This window comes from Aeromonas sp. FDAARGOS 1407, from assembly GCF_019048725.1.
Classification (GTDB): Bacteria; Pseudomonadota; Gammaproteobacteria; order Enterobacterales; family Aeromonadaceae; genus Aeromonas; species Aeromonas enteropelogenes.
Genome location: NZ_CP077399.1, coordinates 1,420,800 through 1,440,000 on the forward strand (window position 1 = coordinate 1,420,800; position 19,201 = coordinate 1,440,000).

Genomic DNA, 19,201 nt, shown 5'->3' on the forward strand with positions numbered 1-19,201 from the left:
GTCGATACCCGGCCTTGTCATTTATGGTTGATGAATCCACTACCGAACCCGCACAGCCCAGCTTCGAAGAGCAGCTGGCGGCCGCCCGCAACTTCGCCATGCGCAGTCTCGCCCGCCGCGAGAGTGCAGAATCCGAACTGGCCAACCGGCTGCGCCAGCAGGGGTTCAGCCAGGAGGTGATCGAAGCGGTCGTCGACTACTGCCGTGGCTACAACTGGGTCAATGACGAGCGCTATGGCGCCATGGCGGTGCGAGCCGGTGCCTCCAAGGGGCACGGGCCCATCAAGATCCGCTTCGACCTGCGACGCAAGGGGTTGGACGACAGCCAGATCGACGCCGCCTTCGAGCAACCCGAACTGGATTGGTTCGAACTGGCTTTCGAGCTGTTGGAGCGACGCGCCAGAGTCGCCGATCTGGCCGATTTCAAGCTGCGGATGAAATGGCTCAAGTATCTGCTGGGGCGGGGGTTCACTCAGGATCAGGCCCGCTATGCCCTCTCTGCCTTGCAGGAGCGGGAGGAATAGGGACGCGGTGCAGGCTGGCGAGATAACAAGATGTCGGTGACGATAACTGCCAGTTCGTCTCCTGCGCTGACCATAGGGCCGCGTGGCCCCTGAACCTGTCAATTCCCTTTAACCGGCTCCTTCTCGCCAGCTTCTCTTTGTCTGACGACTCACCGGGACTCGCTCCTTGAGCGCGGCTCACCAGCTTTTTCCTGTTTGTTCAGTGGCTTGGCTACGGATGATGAAGCGGGTCCGGTTTTGTCGCATCCTGCGGTTATTTTCCGCTGCTTTTGGCGCGATCCGTGGCCGGAAAAGCGTGCATTTGCCTCCCTTTTCTTCACCCGCCCGTTTATGCGTGCTTTTTCGCCCGTGACGGGCCGGTACGTTTTACTTTACCCCGCAGAAAACTTACATTAATGCGGTTAAAAGTCCGTATTCGAATCAAGCAGGATTTTCCATGTATATGTCCACGTCTGAGATACGCACCGCGTTTCTCGAGTATTTCCGTTCCCAGGGGCACCAGGTTGTCTCCTCCAGCTCGCTGGTACCGCATAACGACCCGACCCTGTTGTTTACCAACGCGGGTATGAACCAGTTCAAGGATGTCTTCCTTGGCGCAGACAAGCGTGCCTACAACCGCGCAACCACCTCCCAGCGTTGCGTGCGTGCCGGTGGTAAGCACAACGATCTGGAAAACGTCGGCTATACCGCTCGTCACCACACCTTCTTCGAGATGCTGGGCAACTTCAGCTTCGGCGACTACTTCAAGCAGGATGCCATCAAGTTCGCCTGGGGTTTCCTGACCGAGGTGCTGCAACTGCCGAAAGAGCGCCTGCTGGTGACCGTCTACGCGACTGACGATGAAGCCTTCGACATCTGGGAAAAGGAAGTTGGCGTGCCGGCCGATCGCATCGTGCGCATCGGCGACAACAAGGGAGCGCCGTACGCTTCCGACAACTTCTGGGCCATGGGCGATACCGGCCCGTGCGGTCCCTGCACCGAGATCTTCTATGACCACGGCGATCACATCTGGGGTGGCCGTCCCGGTTCTCCGGAAGAGGATGGCGACCGCTTCATCGAGATCTGGAACGTGGTGTTCATGCAGTTCAACCGTCAGGCCGACGGCACCATGGAACCGCTGCCCCGTCCGTCCGTGGATACCGGCATGGGTCTGGAGCGTATCTCCGCCATCATGCAGGGTGTGCACTCCAACTACGAAATCGACATCTTCCAGGCGCTGATCAAGAAGGCGGCCGAGATCGTCGGTACTACCGATCTCAGCAACCAGTCCCTGCGCGTCATCGCCGACCACATCCGCTCCTGCGCCTTCCTGGTCGCCGACGGTGTCATGCCCTCCAACGAGGGTCGTGGCTATGTGCTGCGTCGCATCATCCGTCGCGCCGTGCGCCACGGTCGCAAGCTGGGCGCCACCGATGTCTTCTTCTACAAACTGGCCGCCGAGCTGGCAGTGCAGATGAAGGATGTGGCCGAAGAGCTGATCGCCCAGCTGCCGCTGGTCGAGCGCGTGCTGCGCATCGAAGAGGAGCAGTTCGTCCGCACCCTGGACCGCGGTCTGCTGCTGCTGGAAGATGCCCTGGCCAACCTGGGTGACGCCAAGGTCATTCCGGGAGAGGTGGTGTTCAAGCTGTACGACACCTACGGCTTCCCGGCCGACCTCACTGCCGACGTGGTGCGCGAGCGCGAGATCGGCATCGACGAGGAAGGCTTCAACGCCGAGATGGAGAAGCAGCGTGCCCGTGCCAAAGAGGCCTCCAGCTTCGGTGTGAACTACAACGAGATGCTCAAGCTCGACTTCGAGACTCCGTTCACCGGTTACAAGACCCTGAGCGAGCAGACTCGCGTGATCGGCATCTACAAGGGTACCGAAGAGGTGAATGCGCTGATCGCCGGTGACGAAGCCGTCATCGTGCTGGAGCAGACCCCCTTCTACGCCGAGTCCGGTGGCCAGATCGGCGACACCGGTACCCTCAAGGTGGATGACGGCATCTTCGCCGTGACCGACACCATGAAGGCAGGCAAGGCCATCATCCACAAGGGTTACATGGAGCTGGGCACCCTGGAGAAGGGCGCCGAGGTGGAAGCCGTGGTGGATGGCGAGCGTCGTCAGGCCGTGGCCCTGAACCACTCAGTGACTCACCTGCTGCACGCTGCCCTGCGTCAGGCACTCGGTGATCACGTGACCCAGAAGGGCTCCCTGGTGGGCGCCGAGCGCATGCGTTTCGACTTCTCCCACTTCGAAGGCCTGACCATGGCGACCATTCGCCGGATCGAGGAGCTGGTCAACGCCCAGATCCGTGCCAACCATGAAGTCAGCACCCAGGTCATGGGTCTGGAAGCCGCCAAGGCGGCCGGTGCCATGGCGCTGTTCGGCGAGAAGTATGAAGACGACGTGCGCGTGGTGCGCATGGGCGACTACTCCACCGAGCTGTGTGGTGGTACCCACGCCAAGCGTACCGGTGACATCGGCTTCTTCAAGATCATCGCCGAGAGCGGTATCGCCGCCGGTGTGCGTCGTATCGAAGCGGTGACCGGCAAGGCCGCCATCGACTACATGCACCAGCTGGGTGAGCAGATCGAAGAGACTGCGGCCCTCATCAAGGGTGACCAGTTCTCCCTGGCGGACAAGGTGCGTCAGGTGCTGGACAAGGCCAAGATGATGGAGCGCGAGCTGGAGCAGCTCAAGGCCAAGCTGGCTGCCCAGGCCGGTAACGATTTGCTGAGCCAGGTCATCGAGATCAAGGGTCAGAAGGTGCTGGTTGCAGCGCTGGAAGGGGCCGATCCCAAGTCCCTGCGCGGCATGCTGGACGAGCTGAAGAACCAGATGAAATCCGGTGTCGTACTGCTGGCAACCAGCAGTGATGACAAGGTCAACCTGATCGCCGGTGTCACCAACGACCTGACCGGCAAGGTCAAGGCCGGTGAACTAGTCAATCTGGTAGCCCAGCAGGTGGGCGGCAAGGGCGGTGGTCGTCCGGACATGGCTCAGGCGGGTGGTACCCAGCCAGAGGCCGTACCGGCAGCGCTGCAATCCGTTCACTCCTGGCTGGAAGAGCGCCTGTAATAGGGCGAGGTGATCTGTGGCACTCTATGTACAGAAGTACGGCGGCACCTCGGTCGGCACGTTGGAGCGGATCGAGGCGGTCGCTGAGCGGGTTCAGCAGACCCGCGCCCAGGGACACGATGTGGTGGTGGTGGTCTCCGCCATGTCGGGCGAAACCAACCGGTTGCTGGGCATGGCCCAGCAGCTGGATCCTGATGCCAACCGGCGCGAGATGGACGTGCTTGTCTCCACCGGTGAGCAGGTCACCATAGCGCTGTTGGCGATCGCGTTGAACAAACGCGGTTGTCCTGCGGTCTCAATGACCGGTGATCAGGTACGCATTCACACCGATTCCGCCTATGGCAAGGCGCGCATCACCCATATCGATACCGAGTTGGTTCAGGCAGAACTGGCGGCGGGCAAGGTAGTGGTGATCGCCGGTTTTCAGGGCCGTGATGAGCACAACGCCATCACTACCCTGGGTCGGGGCGGCTCGGACACCACGGCGGTTGCCGTGGCGGCGGCCATCGAGGCCGATGAGTGCCAGATCTTTACCGATGTTGATGGGGTGTACACCACGGATCCGCGCATCGAGCCCAAGGCTCGTCGTCTCGATACCATCACCTTCGAGGAGATGCTGGAGATGGCCAGCCTGGGGGCCAAGGTGCTGCAGATCCGTTCGGTGGAGTTTGCGGGCAAATACCGCGTCCCGCTGCGGGTACTGTCGAGCTTTATCGATGGAGAGGGAACCTTAATCACATATGGAGGTGAGAGGATGGAAGCTCCCCTAGTATCCGGGATCGCTTTTAACCGCAACGAGGCCAGCCTGACCATTCTGGGTGTGCCTGACAAACCGACCGTGGCCGCGCAGATCCTGAATCCGATCAGCGATGCCAACATTGATGTCGACATGATCGTGCAAAACACCCTGGGTGACGGCACCGCCGACTTCACCTTTACGGTGAATCGGGATGATTACCGCCGTGCCCGTGCACTGCTTGAGGAAACGGCCAGCGAGCTGGGCGCCTCCTGTGTGCAGGGAAATGGCGAGATCGCCAAGGTTTCCATTGTCGGTGTCGGCATGTGGAACCACCCCGGTGTTGCCCGCACCATGTTCAAGGTACTGGGCGAGGAGGGGATCAACATGCAGCTGATTTCCTCCTCTGAAATCAAAATCTCTGTGGTGATTGACGAGAAGTATCTGGAGCTGGCGGTGCGAGCCCTGCACGCCGCTTTCGGGTTGGATCAAGCGCCCCAAGAGCAGCCCCTGGGCTAACAATCTCTGATTGATTTAGTTTCAACCATTTACCATATCGGTATCTTTGTTAGATAATGTCGCATATCGATATAAAAACAAAACAGGATACAGGAGCAAGCGAATGCTTATTTTGACTCGTCGTGTAGGGGAAACCCTGATGATTGGTGACGAAGTGACTGTCACCGTACTGGGCGTTAAAGGCAACCAGGTTCGTATCGGCGTGAACGCACCGAAAGAAGTTTCCGTGCACCGCGAAGAGATTTATCAGCGTATCCAGGCTGAGAAGGTTCCGGGCCAGCCGAACTTCTAAGCTGGATTCCAGGCAGTGACAAGGCGACACCTCATGTGTCGCCTTTTGTTTTTTATGGCCCGTGAAATCGGCTGCACGGCGTAAAACAACGGGATAAGTGTCGATATTGCTTGAATATTCCACGCTTTGACCAAATGCTGAGCGAACGCTCTTTTTTCTCCAAAAAAGTGTTTGACTAAAAATCCCTGTGAAGTATTATCAGCCCCGCAAACGGAGAGGTGGCCGAGAGGCTGAAGGCGCTCCCCTGCTAAGGGAGTATGCGGCTTATACCCGCATCGGGGGTTCGAATCCCCCCTTCTCCGCCATTTGCGCCCGTAGCTCAGCTGGATAGAGTACCTGGCTACGAACCAGGTGGTCAGAGGTTCGAATCCTCTCGGGCGCACCATATTAGACTCTCGGAGTCATGTGTTGACCATCAGCAAGTCGGCACTAGAAGAAGGCTTACTGTTGAGTAAGCTTTTTTTATCGTTTTAAAACAGGGCGCCCGTAGCTCAGCTGGATAGAGTACCTGGCTACGAACCAGGTGGTCAGAGGTTCGAATCCTCTCGGGCGCACCATTTTCAAGCAGTACAAAAATTTATGAGCGCCCGTAGCTCAGCTGGATAGAGTACCTGGCTACGAACCAGGTGGTCAGAGGTTCGAATCCTCTCGGGCGCACCATTTTCAAGCAGTACAAAGTTTATGAGCGCCCGTAGCTCAGCTGGATAGAGTACCTGGCTACGAACCAGGTGGTCAGAGGTTCGAATCCTCTCGGGCGCACCATACAGACAGCCTCGACTCAGGTCGGGGCTGTTTTTTTATGGGCTGGATCCGGCCTTGGAAATACCCAACACCTGGTTGCCGCCCTCTTTTCATTCGCTTCTTCTTTCCTCTGACCGGCTCGTTGCTGACGCCTCTGCCAGATCCACTGCATGGCCGCCGCCAACACCCTGACGCGCATTTCTCCGCCAAAGCCGAGACTCTGGGCTGTCATCTATCTCCTTTCTGCTCAGGCGGGTGCTGGAGGCGTGTCATGGGCTGTGGGATCACGGGCAATAAAAAAGGATGCCGCAGCATCCTTTTTCACGTCGTTCGTCTTTAGCTTCTCAGCCATTTGCGAATGCGGTTGGCATCGCCGACCGGGGTGAGCTTGCCTACCGAGTTGAGCAACACGATGGCGAGCTCCCGGTTGTCCGGTTTGGCACGCATCACCAGGCAGCGGCCAGCCTCGTCGGTAAAGCCGGTCTTGGAGAGACGTACGTCCCAGTCCGGATTTTTCACCAGCGGGTTGGTGTTGTTGAACATCAGGCTGTAAGAGGGGGCCTGGAAGCGCATCTCCCTGTGCTCATCCTGGGTAAACTGGCGGATCAGTGGCTGGCGATAGGCTGCGGTGACCAGCTTGCCCAGATCCTGGGCGGTGGAGACGTTGCGAGTGGAGAGACCGGTGGCGTCGTAGAAATGGGTCTGGCGCATGCCCAGCTGTCGGGCCTTGTTGTTCATGGCCCGGATAAAGGCGCTGCGGCCGCCCGGGTAGTGACGGGCCAGGGCCGAGGCCATCCGGTTCTCGGAGGACATCAGGGCCAGGTGCAGTGCGTCACGACGGGTCACCTTGGTCCCCATGCGAATGCGGGAGTGAGTGTGCTTCACCCGATCCAGATCTTCCTTGTCGATGGTCAGGGTCTGAGCCAGATCCTGTCTGGCATCCAGTACCACCAGCGCCGTCATCAGTTTGGTGATGGAGGCGATGGGACGCACTTTGGTGGCATTCTTCTGGTAGAGAGTCTTGCCCGTGTTGACGTCAACGACCAGGGCACTGCTCGAACGAATGTCCAATTTGGCGGGGTTGGGGGCGGCGCTGACCGCAGGCACTCCCAGCATCCCTATCAATCCGAAAACCAGCGCAACTGCGCGAACCCGACACCGCATACTACCGACTCCGTTCACATGGAAAAAAAGGCGGTAGATTCACGCATTTTTACCCTGCATTGACAAGGGGCTCTACAGACTATTTCTACAATTTGCGCAAATGCGAGCCTCAAAAAAGCCCTCTTTCGAGGGCTTTTTTGAGGTGGGTGTCAATCCCGGGATTTTGCGGCCTTGCGTTTGCTGAGCCAGCGCCAGAGCAGGGCGATGATGCCGCTGACCAGCAGCACGATCGGCAGGTAGAGGATGATGCTGAGAAACTGGGACTGGTATTCGGCTGCCAGCTTGGTGTGACTCAGGTAGTAGCCGAATCCCACCAGGGGGCAGATCCACATGATGGAGCTGATGAAATTGACGACGAGAAAGCGTCCCTGCGGCAGCTCGGTGGCGCCAACGATATAGGGATAGGCGGTGCGTACGAAAGCGATGTAGCGGGCGGTGATCAGGGTCAGGATGCCGTACTTGTCGAGCAGGTAGTAGACCTTCTCCTTGTGGCGATCCTCCACGTGAGACATCAGGCGATGATACATCTGAGTGTGGCCGAGAAAGCGCCCCTGCATGTAGCCAAGCCAGGTGCCGACGAAGGTGGCCATGATCAGCAGCGGGATCACCGCCAGTGACAGCACATCCTGATAGATGAGCACGCCGGTCAGGATCAGCAGGCTGTCGCCGGGCAGAAAAGCGGTGGGGATAAAGCCATTCTCGAGCACCAGAAAGGTCAATAAGACGGCACAGACCATGAAGGCCATTTGGGGATCAGACAGGGTCACCAGATCCTGATGCATAAAGGCGTGGGCCAGTTGGTAAAACCGCTCCATTCTTGCAAACTCCGCAGGTTAGCTGGGTTGATCGGTCAAGGGCATGGCGAGCACCTTGTCGATGCGCAGACCATCCATGTCAACAATTTCCAGTTGCCACTGTTCCAGGGTGACCAGGTCGCCGGTCTGTGGAACACGACCAAGGAGCAGCATGATAAGCCCTCCGAGGGTGTGATAGTGATGTTTTTCTTCCTCGGGCAGGCGAACCAGCTCCAGACAGTCCTTCAATTCTGGCAAAGGGATCAGGCCATCGAGCAGCCAGCTGCCATCGGCGCGCTGGAATGCCCAGTTGTCGTCGCCGTCTTCCTGCTGAAAATCCCCCGCCAGCGCCTCCATCAGATCCTGCTGGGTGACCAGCCCCTGCAACTCGCCATACTCATCCACCACCAGGGCGATCTGTTCGCTGTGGGTGCGGAAGTGGTTGAGCAGCTCGACCCCGTTGAGGGTCTCGGGCAGCAGGCTTCCCTCCTGGGTCAGGGCGGCCAGGTCAATGGGCTCCCCCTTGATATAGGCATACAACACCTTGTTGACGTCGATGATCCCCACCAGCTCGGAGAGGTTGCCGTCACAGACCGGGAAATAGCTGTGACGCTCCTCCACCAGGCGCTGCAGGTTGGTTTCCAGCGGCAGCGAGAGATCCAGATAGCGGATATCGCTGCGCGGCACCATCAGGGAGGAGAGGCTGCGCTCGTCGAGACGAAACACATTGCGCAGCATGGTGTGCTCATGATCCTCGATCACCCCGGCTTCGGATCCTTCCACCAGCATGGCGTGGATCTCCTCTTCGGTGACGTTGGCGCCGCCATCCTGCTTGGCCCGCAACAGGCGCAGGGTGGCATTGGTGGAGGCCGACAGCAGCCAGACGAAGGGACGGGTCAGGGTGGCGAGCCAGTGCATGGGAAGCGCAATCAGGCAGGCAAGGCGTTCTGCGCTGAGCTGGCCGAGGCGCTTGGGCACCAGTTCCCCCACTACGATGGAGAGATAGGTCACGGTGACGACGACGATGACGGTGGCGATCGTACCGCTGGTCTTGGGGGAGAGTCCCCATTCCTGCAGCCAGAGGGAGAAAGGTTGGGCCAGCAGGGATTCGCCGTAGATACCGTTGAGCAGGCCGATAGTGGTGATGCCGATCTGGACGGCGGAGAGAAAATGGGTCGGGTTTTCCGCGAGTTTGAGGGCGATGGCGGCGGAGCGACTTCCTTCACTGGCCATCTTGGCAAGGCGAGCCTTGCGTGCGGTCACGATGGCAATTTCCGACATGGCGAAGACGCCATTGAGCAAAATCAATCCAAACAGGATCAATATTTCCATACTGCGGCAGCACTCCTAAGTAGAAAAGATCGCTGGCAGTGTAATGAATTTGGCCGCGATGCGCTTGTGAAAGCAGGTGATCCGGTTCGCTAATTTATCACGCCCCCGGCTTGGGGCTGGCGAGGGGCCCCTGTCAGGAGAGGGGAGCCAAAAAAGGGCGGGGAATCCCGCCCTTGCTGTGATTGCCTGAATTGATTCGATCAGAACTGCTGGAACCAGCGCTGGATCTGGGCCGGATCCTTGCTCTGGGTCAGGGAGAGCATCAGCAGGATGCGCGCCTTCTGCGGGTTCAGGGTGCCGGCGGCCACGAAGCCGTACTTGGCGTCGTCGATCTCGGCATCCAGGGTGGTGGCGCCAGTCGGCACGCGGGCGGAGCGCACCACGCGAATGCCGTCCTTGCTCGCCTGAGCCAGGGTGTCGAACAGGCTGTGGTAGAGGTTGCCGTTGCCTACCCCGGCGCTGACGATGCCATCAAACTTGGCATCCACCATGGCCTTGGCCGGCAACTCGGTGGCGTTGGCATAGCTATAGACGATACCGACCTGGGGCAGCTTGTCGAGCTTGCTCACATCGAACGGGGTCTTGCTGGTGTGCAGGCGAGCCGGGCTGCGCTGATAGTCGATCTTGCCGTTGTGGATGTAGCCAAGCGGACCGAAGTTGGGGGCGGCAAAGGTCTGCACGCCTGTGGTGTTGGTCTTGGTGACGTCGCGGGCATCCAGCACGGTATCGTTCATGGCGACCATGACGCCACGGCCTTTGGAGGCGGGATCGGAGGCGGTGACCACGGCGTTGTAGAGGTTCATCGGGCCGTCAGCGCTCATGGCGGTGGAGGGGCGCATGGCGCCGACCAGTACCACCGGCTTGTCGCTCTTGACGGTGAGGTTGAGGAAGTAGGCGGTCTCTTCCATGGTGTCGGTGCCGTGGGTGATGACGATGCCATCAACATCATCCTTGGCCAGCAGCTCGTTGACCCGCTTGGCAAGCTTCAGCCACACCTCGTCGTTCATATCCTGGGAGCCAATCTTGACGACCTGCTCCCCCTGCACGTCGGCTACGTTCTTCATTTCGGGGACGGCGGCGATCAGGGTCTCGATGGCTACCTTGCCAGCCTCATAATTGGACTGGGTGGCAGACTGGCCGGCGCCGGCGATGGTGCCGCCGGTGGCCAGAATATGCACATTGGGCAGGGCCATGGCCATGGGGGAGAGGGTCAGGCCGAGCACGGCGGCGAGCAGGGTCTTGCGGATCGGTAGGGTCATGCTGCAAATCCTTCTGGTTGGAATAATCGCAGCAAGTTTGCCCATTTAATAATCGACGTCTGTGATAAAACTCACCAAAAGACAGGTGAGTACAGATTTTTAACCTGTTTTATACCTCTATGGAGATAAATTAACTTGCCGAGAAGCCCTTGGCTTCAATCAGGGCGATCAGCTCCGCCTTGTTCAATTCGCTCTCGATGATCGCCTTGCTGCTGGCGAAGTCCACCTGAGCGGCGGTCACCGCCGGCTGGGCCAGCAGGGCTTTTTGCAGGCTGGCGGCGCAACCGCCGCAGGACATGCCGGTCACTGTCAGTTCAATAGTCATGATGAGTCTCCTTTTTGGGTGTAATGCAAGCCTAAAGCTGCCGCTCGCGGCAAGGTCAAGTCACCCGTCAATTCGTTGTTACCCCATCAAGCCCAGATAGTTCATCAGGGCTGCTCCCAGGCTGGTGGTGAGAAGGGAGCCCAGCGTGGTGGTAGCGATGATGTTCGCGGCCAGTGAGCTGTCACCCCCCATGGCGCGGGTCATCACATAACTGGCGGCGGCGGTGGGGGTGGAGCTGATGAGAAACAGGATGCCAAGGGCCTGCGGGCTGAAGCCGAGCGCCCAGGCGCCCATCACCAGCAGCACCGGGATGCACAGCAGCCGGTTGGCGGTGGCCCAGCCGGTCAGCATGGCGCCGCCGCGCAGGGCCTTGAGGTTGAGGCTGGCACCGGTGCACAGGAGTGCCAGCGGCAGCGTCATGTTGGCAAAGTAGTTACCGGTGGTGGTGACCAGCTGGGGTAGCTCTATGCCGAGCAGGCCAAACGGCAGTGCTGACAGGATGGCGATGATGAGTGGATTTTTGGCGATCCCCTTGAGGATGGGTTTGACCCCCTTGTTGCCTCCCAGACTGCGGGTCAGGGTGACGACGGCGAGGATGTTGTAGAGCACGGTGACCGAGCCCACCAGCAGGGCGGCGGCGCCGATCCCTTCCGGCCCGTAGGCGTTCTGCACATAGGCCAGCCCCATGATCCCCATGTTGCCGCGAAAGCTGCCCTGCACGAAGACGCCACGTTGGCGCCGCTCGGGAATGAAGCGGGCCGCCAGCAGCTCCAGCACCAGAAAACCGGTGAGCGTCCCGAGCAGGCCGTAGAGGATGAGCCTGGGGCTCGGCATGGTCGAAAAGTCGGTGCGCACCATGCTGAGGAACAGGAGCGCCGGCAGGGTGACCTGGAACACCAGACGCGAGGCCGATTCGACGAAGCTGTCGGGCAGCAGGCCCAGCTGTTTGAGCCAGATGCCGAGCAGCAGCACCACGCAGATGGGGCCGGTAATGGAGAGGGAGAAGTGCAGACTTGCCAACAGATCCATGATGCGCGTCCTGTGCAATGGCGGGTGGCACGGCGTTCGCCGGGGCCAAAAGGGCATTCTAACGCCATGGGCTTGTATTCAAAGGGCTTAATAACAACAATGTGGGCAATTTCCACTGCCGAGCCTGACTCATGGACAAGAAGCTGACCATCCTCGATATCGCCCGCCTTGCCGGTGTTGGCAAGTCGACCGTTTCCCGGGTGCTCAATCAGGATCCCAAGGTCAAGCAGGCGACCCGTGAGCGGGTGGAGCAGATCATCGTTGAGCATGGCTTTGTGCCGAGCAAGTCGGCGCGGGCCATGCGCAGCCAGAGCCAGCAGGTGGTCGGCATCATCGTCTCGCGGCTCGATTCAAGTTCCGAAAACCAGGCGGTGCGCGGCATGCTGGAAACTCTCTATCAGCGCGGTTATGACGCCGTGCTGATGGAGAGCAAATTCTCCCCTGCCAAGGTGCAGGAACATCTGGCGGTGCTGGAGCGGCGCGGGGTGGATGGCATCATCCTCTTTGCCTTCAACGATCTGGATTATGACGCCATGGCGCCGCTCAGGGAGAAGCTGGTGCTGGTGGCGCGCGAACATCCGGGCTTCTCTTCGGTCTGTTTCGACGATGCGGGAGCGGTGCACACCATGCTGACCAAGCTGGTGGCGCGCAATATCCGCGATATCGCCTATCTCGGGGTGGATGCCTCGGATCTCACCACGGGTCAGCGCCGGCTCGACGCCTATCTGGCCTTTTGCCGGGAACAGGGCCTGGCGGCATGCAGCGCCCTCGGTGACCTCAGCCTGCAAAGTGGCTACCGGCTGGCGGCTGAGCTGCTGACTCCCACCACCCAGGCGCTAGTCTGTGCCAGCGATACTCTCGCCATTGGTGCGGCAAAATACTTGCAAGAACAAGGACGTAGCGAAGTGCTGGTGACCGGTCTTGGCAACAACCCCATGCTTACCTTCCTCTTCCCCAACGCCCTCAGCCTGGATCTCGGTTACAAGGGGGCGGGGGAGCAGGCGGCCCGTCAGTTGCTCGGTCAGATCGAGCAGGAGTGCTGCCCGCTGGCGACCATAGCTCCCTGTCATACCCTGTGAACCCCATCACTTAGCACTGCACAAAAAACGCGCTTTTTGTGACGCTGACCACGAAATGGGAACGTTCCCATTTTGATCTGGCCAAATTGCCGTCATGCTGATTGGGAACGATACCAATAACGCTCGAGCCGGCAGACTGGCTCAGAAGGGCGAGGCAGATCACTATCAATGGAGTCACAGAGGGAAGGCTCATGTCCAAGATCAACACACAACATCTGGCTCAGCTGATTGACAAGATCGGCGGCAAGGAGAATATCGCCACCGTCAGCCACTGCCTGACCCGGCTGCGCTTCGTCCTGAACGATCCGGCCAAAGCCGACAGCAAGGCCATCGAGACCATCCCGGCGGTGAAGGGGAGCTTCACCCAAGGTGGCCAGTTCCAGGTGGTCATCGGCAACGAGGTGGAGCAGTGGTACAAAGCGCTGACCGAAGAGATCGGCGTCAGCGGCGGCAGCAAGGAGGCCGCCAAGCAGGCGGCGCGCCAGAACATGAACCCGCTCGAGCGCGGCATCTCCCACCTGGCGGAGATCTTCGTGCCCCTGCTGCCGGCCATCATCACCGGCGGTCTGATCCTGGGTTTTCGCAACGTTATCGGCGACATCAAGATGTTCGACGACGGCACCCACACCCTCACCGAGATCAGCCAGTTCTGGGCCCAGGTCCACGCCTTCCTCTGGCTGCTGGGTGAGGCCATCTTCCACTTCCTGCCGGTGGGCGTCTGCTGGTCGGCGGTCAAGAAGATGGGCGGCTCCGAGATTTTGGGGATAGTGCTGGGTATCACGCTAGTGTCGCCCCAGCTGATGAACGCCTATGGCATCGGCCAGCAGACCCCCGAGGTGTGGGACTTTGGCCTCTTCGTCATCCAGAAGGTGGGCTATCAGGCCCAGGTCATTCCGGCCCTGCTGGCGGGTGTCTTCCTCGCCTGGGTGGAAACCAACCTCAAACGCATCATCCCGGCCTATCTCTACCTGGTGATCGTGCCCTTCGTCTCCCTGTTGCTGGCGGTGATCGTGGCGCACGCCTTCATCGGCCCATTCGGCCGCTGGATCGGTGACGGCGTCGGCTTCGCCGCCAAGGCCGCCATGACAGGCTCCTTCGCCCCCATCGGTGCGGCCCTGTTCGGCTTCCTCTACGCACCGCTGGTCATCACCGGCATCCACCACACCACCAACGCGGTGGACCTGCAGCTGATGCAGAGCATGGGCGGCACCCCCATCTGGCCGCTGATCGCCCTCTCCAACATCGCCCAGGCGTCTGCGGTCGTGGGGATCATCCTCATCAGCCGCAAGGAGAACGAGCGCGAGATCTCGGTGCCCGCCGCCATCTCCGCCTACCTGGGGGTGACCGAGCCGGCCATGTACGGCATCAACCTCAAGTACAAGTTCCCCATGCTGTGCGCCATGGTGGGCTCGAGCCTTGCGGCCCTCATCTGCGGCTTTGCCGGGGGAATGGCCAACGGTATCGGGGTAGGGGGCCTGCCGGGCATCCTCTCCATCCAGCCGCAATACTGGGCCGTCTATGCCATCGCCATGCTGGTGGCCATCGTCGTGCCTATCGTGCTGACTCTGCTGGTTTACCAGCGCCAGCAGGCAGCCGGCAAGCTGGCTCAGGCCAGCGCCTGACTCCACGCATCAGGGCGACCCGCAGGGGTCGCCCTCTCCCTTTTTCATTCGAGACAAGAGCAAGACCCATGAGCCAAACACCCTGGTGGCAAAGCGCCGTGATTTACCAGATCTACCCCAAGAGCTTTCAGGACAGTGGCGCGCGCGGCACTGGCGATCTCAAGGGGATCATGGCCCGCCTCGACTATCTCAAGACCCTCGGCGTCGACGCCCTCTGGCTGACTCCGGTGTACGTCTCGCCGCAGGTGGACAACGGCTATGACATCGCCGACTACCTGAATATTGATCCCGCCTACGGCACCATGGCCGATTTCGAGGCGCTCTTGGCCGCCGCCCACGCGCGCGACATTCGCATTGTGATGGACATCGTCGTCAACCACACCTCCACCGAGCACGCCTGGTTCAAGTCGGCGCTGGGGGATAAAAACAGCCCCTACCGCGACTACTACATCTGGAAAGACCCGGTGGAGGGCGGCGTACCCAACAACTGGCAGTCCAAGTTTGGCGGCAGCGCCTGGGAGCTGGACCCGGCTACCGGCCAGTACTACCTGCACCTGTTTGCCCGAGAGCAGGCGGATCTCAACTGGGAGAACCCGGCGGTGCGTGCCGAGGTGAAAGGCATCATCCACTTCTGGGCGAAAAAGGGGGTCGACGGTTTCCGCCTCGACGTCATCAACCTCATCTCCAAGGAGCAGGCGTTCCCCAACGACGAGATTGGCGATGGCCGCCGCTTCTACACCGACGGGCCGCGCATCCACGAATTCCTGCAGGACGTGAGCCGCGACGTATTCGCCCCGGTCGGCGCCATGACGGTGGGGGAGATGTCGTCCACCTCTCTGGAGCACTGCCAGCGCTACGGCGCGCTGGATGGTTCCGAGCTCTCCATGGTGTTCAACTTCCACCACCTCAAGGTGGACTACCCGGGCGGTGACAAGTGGACCAAGGCCCCGTTTGATTTCCTCGAGCTCAAGCGCATCTTCAACCACTGGCAGAGCGGCATGCACGGCAAGGGCTGGTCGGCGCTGTTCTGGTGCAACCACGATCAGCCGCGCATCGTCTCCCGCTTCGGTGACGAGGGCGAGCACAGGGTGGTGGCCGCCAAGATGCTGGCCAGCACCTTGCACGGTCTACAGGGTACTCCCTACATCTATCAGGGGGAGGAGATCGGCATGACCAACCCCGGCTATATGAGCATCAACGACTATCAGGATGTGGAGAGCCGCAACATCTTCGCCATCAAGCAGGCCGAAGGGATGAGCGAGGCCGAGATCCTGGCCATTCTGGGGGCCAAGTCCCGTGACAACTCGCGCACGCCCATGCAGTGGAATGCGACCCCCAATGCGGGCTTCACGACCGGCGCACCTTGGCTCAAGCCCGCCGCCAACTACCCGGCGATCAACGCCGAGGCAGCCCTGGCCGACCCCGATTCAGTGTTCTGGCACTACCGGGATCTGATCCGGCTGCGCAAAACCCATCCCATCTTCACCCAGGGGGATTATCAGGAGCTGCTGGCGGGGCACAAGCAGATCTGGGCCTATGCCCGTCGCGCCAACGGTCAGACCCTGCTGGTGGTGAGCAACTTCTACGGCGAACCGGCCAGCTTCGCCCTGCCGGAGGAGCTGGCCACCGGCAAGGGGAGCTTGCTGCTTGGCAACTACCCAGATAGCCCGGCCCGGCCGCAATCCTGTATGCTGCGCCCCTATGAATCCCTGATCTGGTTGGTGGAATAGATGACTGACGCAACGACAACAACCCGGCCGGGCTCCCCGGCGCCGCAGCTGGCGCGTGGCCCCGAGTGGCAGAAGATGGTGGCAGGGGAGCCCTATGATGCGGGCGACCCCGAGCTCAAAGCGGCGCGCGAGCGCTGTCGCAGGCTCTATCACACCTTCAATACCAGCTGGCAGGAGAAACCGGCGCGCGATGCCCTGCTCCATGAACTGCTGGGCGGTCGTGGCAGGGAGTGTGCCATCAATCCACCGTTCTTTTGCGACTACGGCGCCAACATCTTCGTCGGCGAGAACTTCTACGCCAACGTGGGCTGCACCATCCTCGACGTGTGCGAGGTGCACATCGGCGACAACGTGCTGCTGGCGCCCGGGGTGCAGATCTATACCGCCGCCCACCCGGTGGCGGTGGCGCCGCGCATCAAGGGAGTGGAGTTCGGCAAGCCGGTACGCATCGGCCACAACGTCTGGATCGGTGGCAGTGTCGTTATCTGCCCCGGTGTCACCATAGGGGACAACAGCGTGATCGGCGCGGGCTCCGTGGTGACCAAGGATGTGCCGGCGGGCGTGGTGGCGGCCGGTAATCCCTGCAAGGTACTGCGACCAATGACGCCCGAGGAGCTGGCAGGAGAAACCGGGTCTGTCATGGAGTAAAGCGTTGACGATGATCCTATCTGATTGATGCTGCTCGCTTTTCAGATTGTTTTATATTCAGTGCTCATGTTTCGGGTGGGCTGGCCGATACTATTGAAGGCAGGAGGTACTCAATGGATATATCTAGTTCTGCATCTACATCTGAAGGTTATGCCTTGCTGGCGGCCAGCTTGGCCAAAAAGCAGCAAACCCAGAACGGGCAAGCCGCACTGGAGTTGATCCAGACCGCGGTACAGCCGGCTCAGGCTGCACCAACATCGGCCAACGCTTCACTGGGAAGCAAAATCGATATTCGTGTCTGACACTGATAAAAAAGCCCCCATCATCTGATGGGGGCTTTTTTTATTTGTGCCTTATACCGCGAAGGGGGCGGGTGCCTCGAAGGTCATCCGCTCGCCGCTGCGGGGGTGGCTGATGGTCAGACTGGCCGCATGGAGATAGAGATGGGGCGCCGCCGCCAGGGCATCCGGATTGGCGTAGAGATTATCCCCCAGGATGGGGTGACCCAGCTCCAGCATGTGAACCCGCAGCTGATGGGAGCGACCGGTAATGGGGGTCAGCTTGATCAGGCTGTTGCCGTTTTCCACCTTCAGCTTCTGCCAAAGAGTCAGGGCATGGCGTCCCTCCTCGAAATCCACCTTCTGCTTCGGCCGGTTGGGCCAGTCGACGCAGAGCGGCAGATCCACTTCACCCGCATCCTGCTCCGGCTCGCCCCACACCCAGGCGAGATAGTGCTTCTCGGTCTCCCGCTCGCGAAATTGCCGGCTTAGCTCCCGGTGGGAGTTGGGGTTGAGGGGGATCACCAGCACGCCTGTGGTCGCCATGTCGAGACGATGGGCCGCCGCCGCCTTGGGGTGCTGCTGCTTCACCCGATGGAGCACGCTGTCTTCATTCTCGGGGCCGCGCCCGGGTACGCTCAGCAGGCCAGTGGGCTTGTTGACCACCATGATGTCCTTGTCCTTGAACAGGATATCGAGCCAGGGTTCCAGGGGCGGTGAGTATACAAACATAGCGTCTCGCATCTTTGGTCAAAGCGGGGGCAAGCCCCCATCAGTTATGGGTAACCACATCAAAGCAGGGTATGTGCCCTGTCAGTGATGGGTGACCAGGATAAAAAGTGCATGGCATCCAACTTGCGTTGGCTCTGGTCGTTATCAACCAGATGATGCCTTCACAGCTTCATCAGTTATGAGTGACCACGATAAAGCGGATGGCATCCAGCTTGAGCTGGGTCTGGTCGATCAGGTGGTGCAATTCTGCCTGCAGATTGCGCAGATAATCCAGTTCGCTGTCGCGCACGTTCGGATTGACCGCCTTGAGCGCCTCCAGACGATCGAGATCCTGTTGCAGGGTTTGCGCCATCTGGGCACGGGCCTTGTCGACGATCTCCGCCTTCAGCTCCTCGGCAATGGCCTGCCCCTGCCCGATGAGGCCATGGATCACCGGCTGGGAGGCGGTCACCAGCTTGCTGCCAAGATGGCGGTTGACCGGAGTCAGCTGGCGGTTGAAGGCATCAAACGCCACCTTGTCGCCCAGATTGTTGCCGTTCTTGTCCATCAGCAGGCGAATTGGGGTGGGCGGCATGAAGCGGTAGAGCTGGGGATGAGCCGCAGATTCGGCGACGAAGATCAGCTCCAGCAGGATGGAACCCACCGGCAGTGCCTTGTTCTTGAGCAGGGCAACCGAGGTGGCGCCGATCTCGGAACCCAGGATCAGGTCGATACCGCCGCGCATCATGGGGTGATCCCAGGAGAGGAACGACATGTCGTCCCGCGACAGGGCAGTGGTGCGATCGAAGGTGATGGTCATGCCATCCTGGGGTAGCCCCGGGAAGCTGGAGACCAGCATGTGATCGCCCGGAGTCAGCACCAGGGCATTCTCGCCACGATCGTCCTGATTGACGCCGATCTCGTCGAACATCTTGAGGGCGAAGGAGATCATGCCGGTGTCGTCATCTTCGGCGGCCAACTTGTCGACCAGCTGCTGGGCGGCTTCGCCACCGCTGGAGTGGATTTCCAGCAGGCGATCGCGGCCCTGTTCCAGCCTGGCCTTGAGCGGCTCATGCAGCTCGCGGGTCTTGGTCAGAAGCGCTTCCAGTGCCTCCTGATCGCCGGTATTGGCGGCCAGCAGTTCGAACAGCTCATCGCGCACAGCCTCGAACACGGGGCGGGCGGTCGGGCAGGTTTGTTCGAATGCATCGAGACCGTCGTGATACCAGAGTTGCAGAGCGCGCTGGGAGGTGCCTTCCAGATAGGGGACGTGGATCTCGACCGTGTTCTGCTGGCCGATACGATCGAGACGACCGATACGCTGCTCCAGCAGATCTGGGTTGAGCGGCAGATCGAA

The 19,201-nt window shown here is 60.4% G+C and carries 17 protein-coding genes and 5 tRNA genes (1 of these 22 running past the window's edge); 14 read left to right on the forward strand and 8 right to left on the reverse strand.

Annotated elements, in window-relative coordinates; all coding sequences use genetic code 11:
* The first annotated feature begins 23 nt into the window (after positions 1-23).
* The 9 genes from I6L37_RS06890 (at position 24) to I6L37_RS06930 (ending at position 5,894) form a co-directional block, all read left to right on the forward strand.
* Complete coding sequence (locus I6L37_RS06890) at positions 24-524, forward strand: regulatory protein RecX (protein WP_216993602.1); 501 nt, start codon at positions 24-26, stop codon at positions 522-524.
* A 436-nt stretch (positions 525-960) separates the two neighbouring features.
* The gene (alaS, locus tag I6L37_RS06895) at positions 961-3,585 is read left to right on the forward strand and encodes an alanine--tRNA ligase (protein ID WP_201941551.1); all 2,625 of its coding nucleotides are present in this window, start codon (positions 961-963) and stop codon (positions 3,583-3,585) included.
* A gap of 16 nt (positions 3,586-3,601) precedes the next feature.
* Complete coding sequence (locus I6L37_RS06900) at positions 3,602-4,840, forward strand: aspartate kinase (protein ID WP_216993603.1); 1,239 nt, start codon at positions 3,602-3,604, stop codon at positions 4,838-4,840.
* A gap of 103 nt (positions 4,841-4,943) precedes the next feature.
* Entirely contained in the window at positions 4,944-5,132 is a 189-nt protein-coding gene (gene csrA, locus I6L37_RS06905) for a carbon storage regulator CsrA (protein WP_026456466.1), read from the forward strand.
* A 212-nt stretch (positions 5,133-5,344) separates the two neighbouring features.
* Positions 5,345-5,437 (forward strand) — tRNA-Ser (locus tag I6L37_RS06910).
* A 3-nt stretch (positions 5,438-5,440) separates the two neighbouring features.
* Positions 5,441-5,517, forward strand: a tRNA-Arg gene (locus I6L37_RS06915).
* Between the two features lie 95 nt (positions 5,518-5,612).
* Positions 5,613-5,689 (forward strand) — tRNA-Arg (locus tag I6L37_RS06920).
* A 26-nt stretch (positions 5,690-5,715) separates the two neighbouring features.
* Positions 5,716-5,792, forward strand: a tRNA-Arg gene (locus I6L37_RS06925).
* 25 nt (positions 5,793-5,817) lie between these two features.
* Positions 5,818-5,894, forward strand: a tRNA-Arg gene (locus tag I6L37_RS06930).
* Positions 5,895-6,209: 315 nt separating this feature from the next.
* On the opposite strand, the gene pbpG is transcribed toward I6L37_RS06930, so the two are convergent.
* The 6 genes from pbpG to I6L37_RS06960 form a co-directional block, all read right to left on the reverse strand.
* Positions 6,210-7,037 carry a D-alanyl-D-alanine endopeptidase gene (gene pbpG, locus I6L37_RS06935; protein ID WP_216993604.1) on the reverse strand — a complete coding sequence of 276 codons (828 nt, stop codon included), beginning with the start codon at positions 7,035-7,037 and terminating at the stop codon, positions 6,210-6,212.
* Positions 7,038-7,186: 149 nt separating this feature from the next.
* The gene (locus I6L37_RS06940; RefSeq protein ID WP_042025154.1) at positions 7,187-7,852 is read right to left on the reverse strand and encodes a DedA family protein; all 666 of its coding nucleotides are present in this window, start codon (positions 7,850-7,852) and stop codon (positions 7,187-7,189) included.
* 18 nt (positions 7,853-7,870) lie between these two features.
* Positions 7,871-9,163, reverse strand: a complete 1,293-nt coding sequence (locus tag I6L37_RS06945) for a hemolysin family protein (protein ID WP_216993605.1) — start codon at positions 9,161-9,163, stop codon at positions 7,871-7,873.
* A gap of 200 nt (positions 9,164-9,363) precedes the next feature.
* Positions 9,364-10,422, reverse strand: coding sequence for an L-asparaginase 2 (gene ansB, locus I6L37_RS06950; RefSeq protein WP_042025156.1), 1,059 nt, complete (start codon positions 10,420-10,422; stop codon positions 9,364-9,366).
* 130 nt (positions 10,423-10,552) lie between these two features.
* Positions 10,553-10,747, reverse strand: a complete 195-nt coding sequence (locus I6L37_RS06955; protein WP_201980340.1) for a heavy-metal-associated domain-containing protein — start codon at positions 10,745-10,747, stop codon at positions 10,553-10,555.
* 78 nt (positions 10,748-10,825) lie between these two features.
* The gene (locus tag I6L37_RS06960; RefSeq protein ID WP_216993606.1) at positions 10,826-11,776 is read right to left on the reverse strand and encodes an AEC family transporter; all 951 of its coding nucleotides are present in this window, start codon (positions 11,774-11,776) and stop codon (positions 10,826-10,828) included.
* Positions 11,777-11,907: 131 nt separating this feature from the next.
* Between I6L37_RS06960 and treR the strand changes: the two genes are divergently transcribed.
* The 5 genes from treR to I6L37_RS06985 all read left to right on the forward strand — a co-directional run bounded on the left by treR (position 11,908) and on the right by I6L37_RS06985 (position 17,157).
* The gene (gene treR, locus I6L37_RS06965) at positions 11,908-12,855 is read left to right on the forward strand and encodes a trehalose operon repressor TreR (protein ID WP_216993607.1); all 948 of its coding nucleotides are present in this window, start codon (positions 11,908-11,910) and stop codon (positions 12,853-12,855) included.
* A gap of 191 nt (positions 12,856-13,046) precedes the next feature.
* Positions 13,047-14,477 (forward strand): PTS trehalose transporter subunit IIBC, encoded by a 1,431-nt coding sequence (gene treB, locus I6L37_RS06970; RefSeq protein WP_216993608.1) that lies wholly within the window; start codon positions 13,047-13,049, stop codon positions 14,475-14,477.
* A 68-nt stretch (positions 14,478-14,545) separates the two neighbouring features.
* Positions 14,546-16,207 carry an alpha,alpha-phosphotrehalase gene (gene treC / locus I6L37_RS06975; RefSeq protein ID WP_216993609.1) on the forward strand — a complete coding sequence of 554 codons (1,662 nt, stop codon included), beginning with the start codon at positions 14,546-14,548 and terminating at the stop codon, positions 16,205-16,207.
* Positions 16,208-16,855 carry a sugar O-acetyltransferase gene (locus I6L37_RS06980; RefSeq protein WP_302056969.1) on the forward strand — a complete coding sequence of 216 codons (648 nt, stop codon included), beginning with the start codon at positions 16,208-16,210 and terminating at the stop codon, positions 16,853-16,855.
* Between the two features lie 113 nt (positions 16,856-16,968).
* Positions 16,969-17,157 carry a hypothetical protein gene (locus I6L37_RS06985; RefSeq protein ID WP_026458732.1) on the forward strand — a complete coding sequence of 63 codons (189 nt, stop codon included), beginning with the start codon at positions 16,969-16,971 and terminating at the stop codon, positions 17,155-17,157.
* Positions 17,158-17,208: 51 nt separating this feature from the next.
* Here the strand turns inward: I6L37_RS06985 and rluA are convergent, their stop codons facing one another.
* Both rluA and rapA read right to left on the reverse strand, forming a co-directional pair.
* Positions 17,209-17,865: a bifunctional tRNA pseudouridine(32) synthase/23S rRNA pseudouridine(746) synthase RluA gene (rluA, locus tag I6L37_RS06990; protein ID WP_061476523.1), complete on the reverse strand. Its 657-nt coding sequence runs from the start codon at positions 17,863-17,865 to the stop codon at positions 17,209-17,211.
* 172 nt (positions 17,866-18,037) lie between these two features.
* A protein-coding gene (gene rapA, locus I6L37_RS06995; RefSeq protein ID WP_216993610.1) for an RNA polymerase-associated protein RapA crosses the window boundary here: on the reverse strand, positions 18,038-19,201 show its 3' end. The gene runs 1,704 nt beyond the window's last position; the window shows 1,164 of its 2,868 coding nt (coding positions 1,705-2,868); its start codon lies beyond the right edge, outside the window — the gene reads right to left on this strand; the stop codon is at positions 18,038-18,040.

Bases quoted from the DNA above. Each gene is read 5' to 3' on its own strand.
- I6L37_RS06890 (WP_216993602.1), top strand. From the start codon at position 24: ATGGTTGATGAATCCACTACCGAACCCGCACAGCCCAGCTTCGAAGAG.
- I6L37_RS06940 (WP_042025154.1), bottom strand. From the start codon at position 7,852: ATGGAGCGGTTTTACCAACTGGCCCACGCCTTTATGCATCAGGATCTG.
- I6L37_RS06945 (WP_216993605.1), bottom strand. From the start codon at position 9,163: ATGGAAATATTGATCCTGTTTGGATTGATTTTGCTCAATGGCGTCTTC.
- I6L37_RS06960 (WP_216993606.1), bottom strand. From the start codon at position 11,776: ATGGATCTGTTGGCAAGTCTGCACTTCTCCCTCTCCATTACCGGCCCC.
- I6L37_RS06955 (WP_201980340.1), bottom strand. From the start codon at position 10,747: ATGACTATTGAACTGACAGTGACCGGCATGTCCTGCGGCGGTTGCGCC.
- ansB (WP_042025156.1), bottom strand. From the start codon at position 10,422: ATGACCCTACCGATCCGCAAGACCCTGCTCGCCGCCGTGCTCGGCCTG.
- treR (WP_216993607.1), top strand. From the start codon at position 11,908: ATGGACAAGAAGCTGACCATCCTCGATATCGCCCGCCTTGCCGGTGTT.
- pbpG (WP_216993604.1), bottom strand. From the start codon at position 7,037: ATGCGGTGTCGGGTTCGCGCAGTTGCGCTGGTTTTCGGATTGATAGGG.
- rluA (WP_061476523.1), bottom strand. From the start codon at position 17,865: ATGTTTGTATACTCACCGCCCCTGGAACCCTGGCTCGATATCCTGTTC.
- treC (WP_216993609.1), top strand. From the start codon at position 14,546: ATGAGCCAAACACCCTGGTGGCAAAGCGCCGTGATTTACCAGATCTAC.
- treB (WP_216993608.1), top strand. From the start codon at position 13,047: ATGTCCAAGATCAACACACAACATCTGGCTCAGCTGATTGACAAGATC.
- csrA (WP_026456466.1), top strand. From the start codon at position 4,944: ATGCTTATTTTGACTCGTCGTGTAGGGGAAACCCTGATGATTGGTGAC.
- I6L37_RS06985 (WP_026458732.1), top strand. From the start codon at position 16,969: ATGGATATATCTAGTTCTGCATCTACATCTGAAGGTTATGCCTTGCTG.
- I6L37_RS06980 (WP_302056969.1), top strand. From the start codon at position 16,208: ATGACTGACGCAACGACAACAACCCGGCCGGGCTCCCCGGCGCCGCAG.
- alaS (WP_201941551.1), top strand. From the start codon at position 961: ATGTATATGTCCACGTCTGAGATACGCACCGCGTTTCTCGAGTATTTC.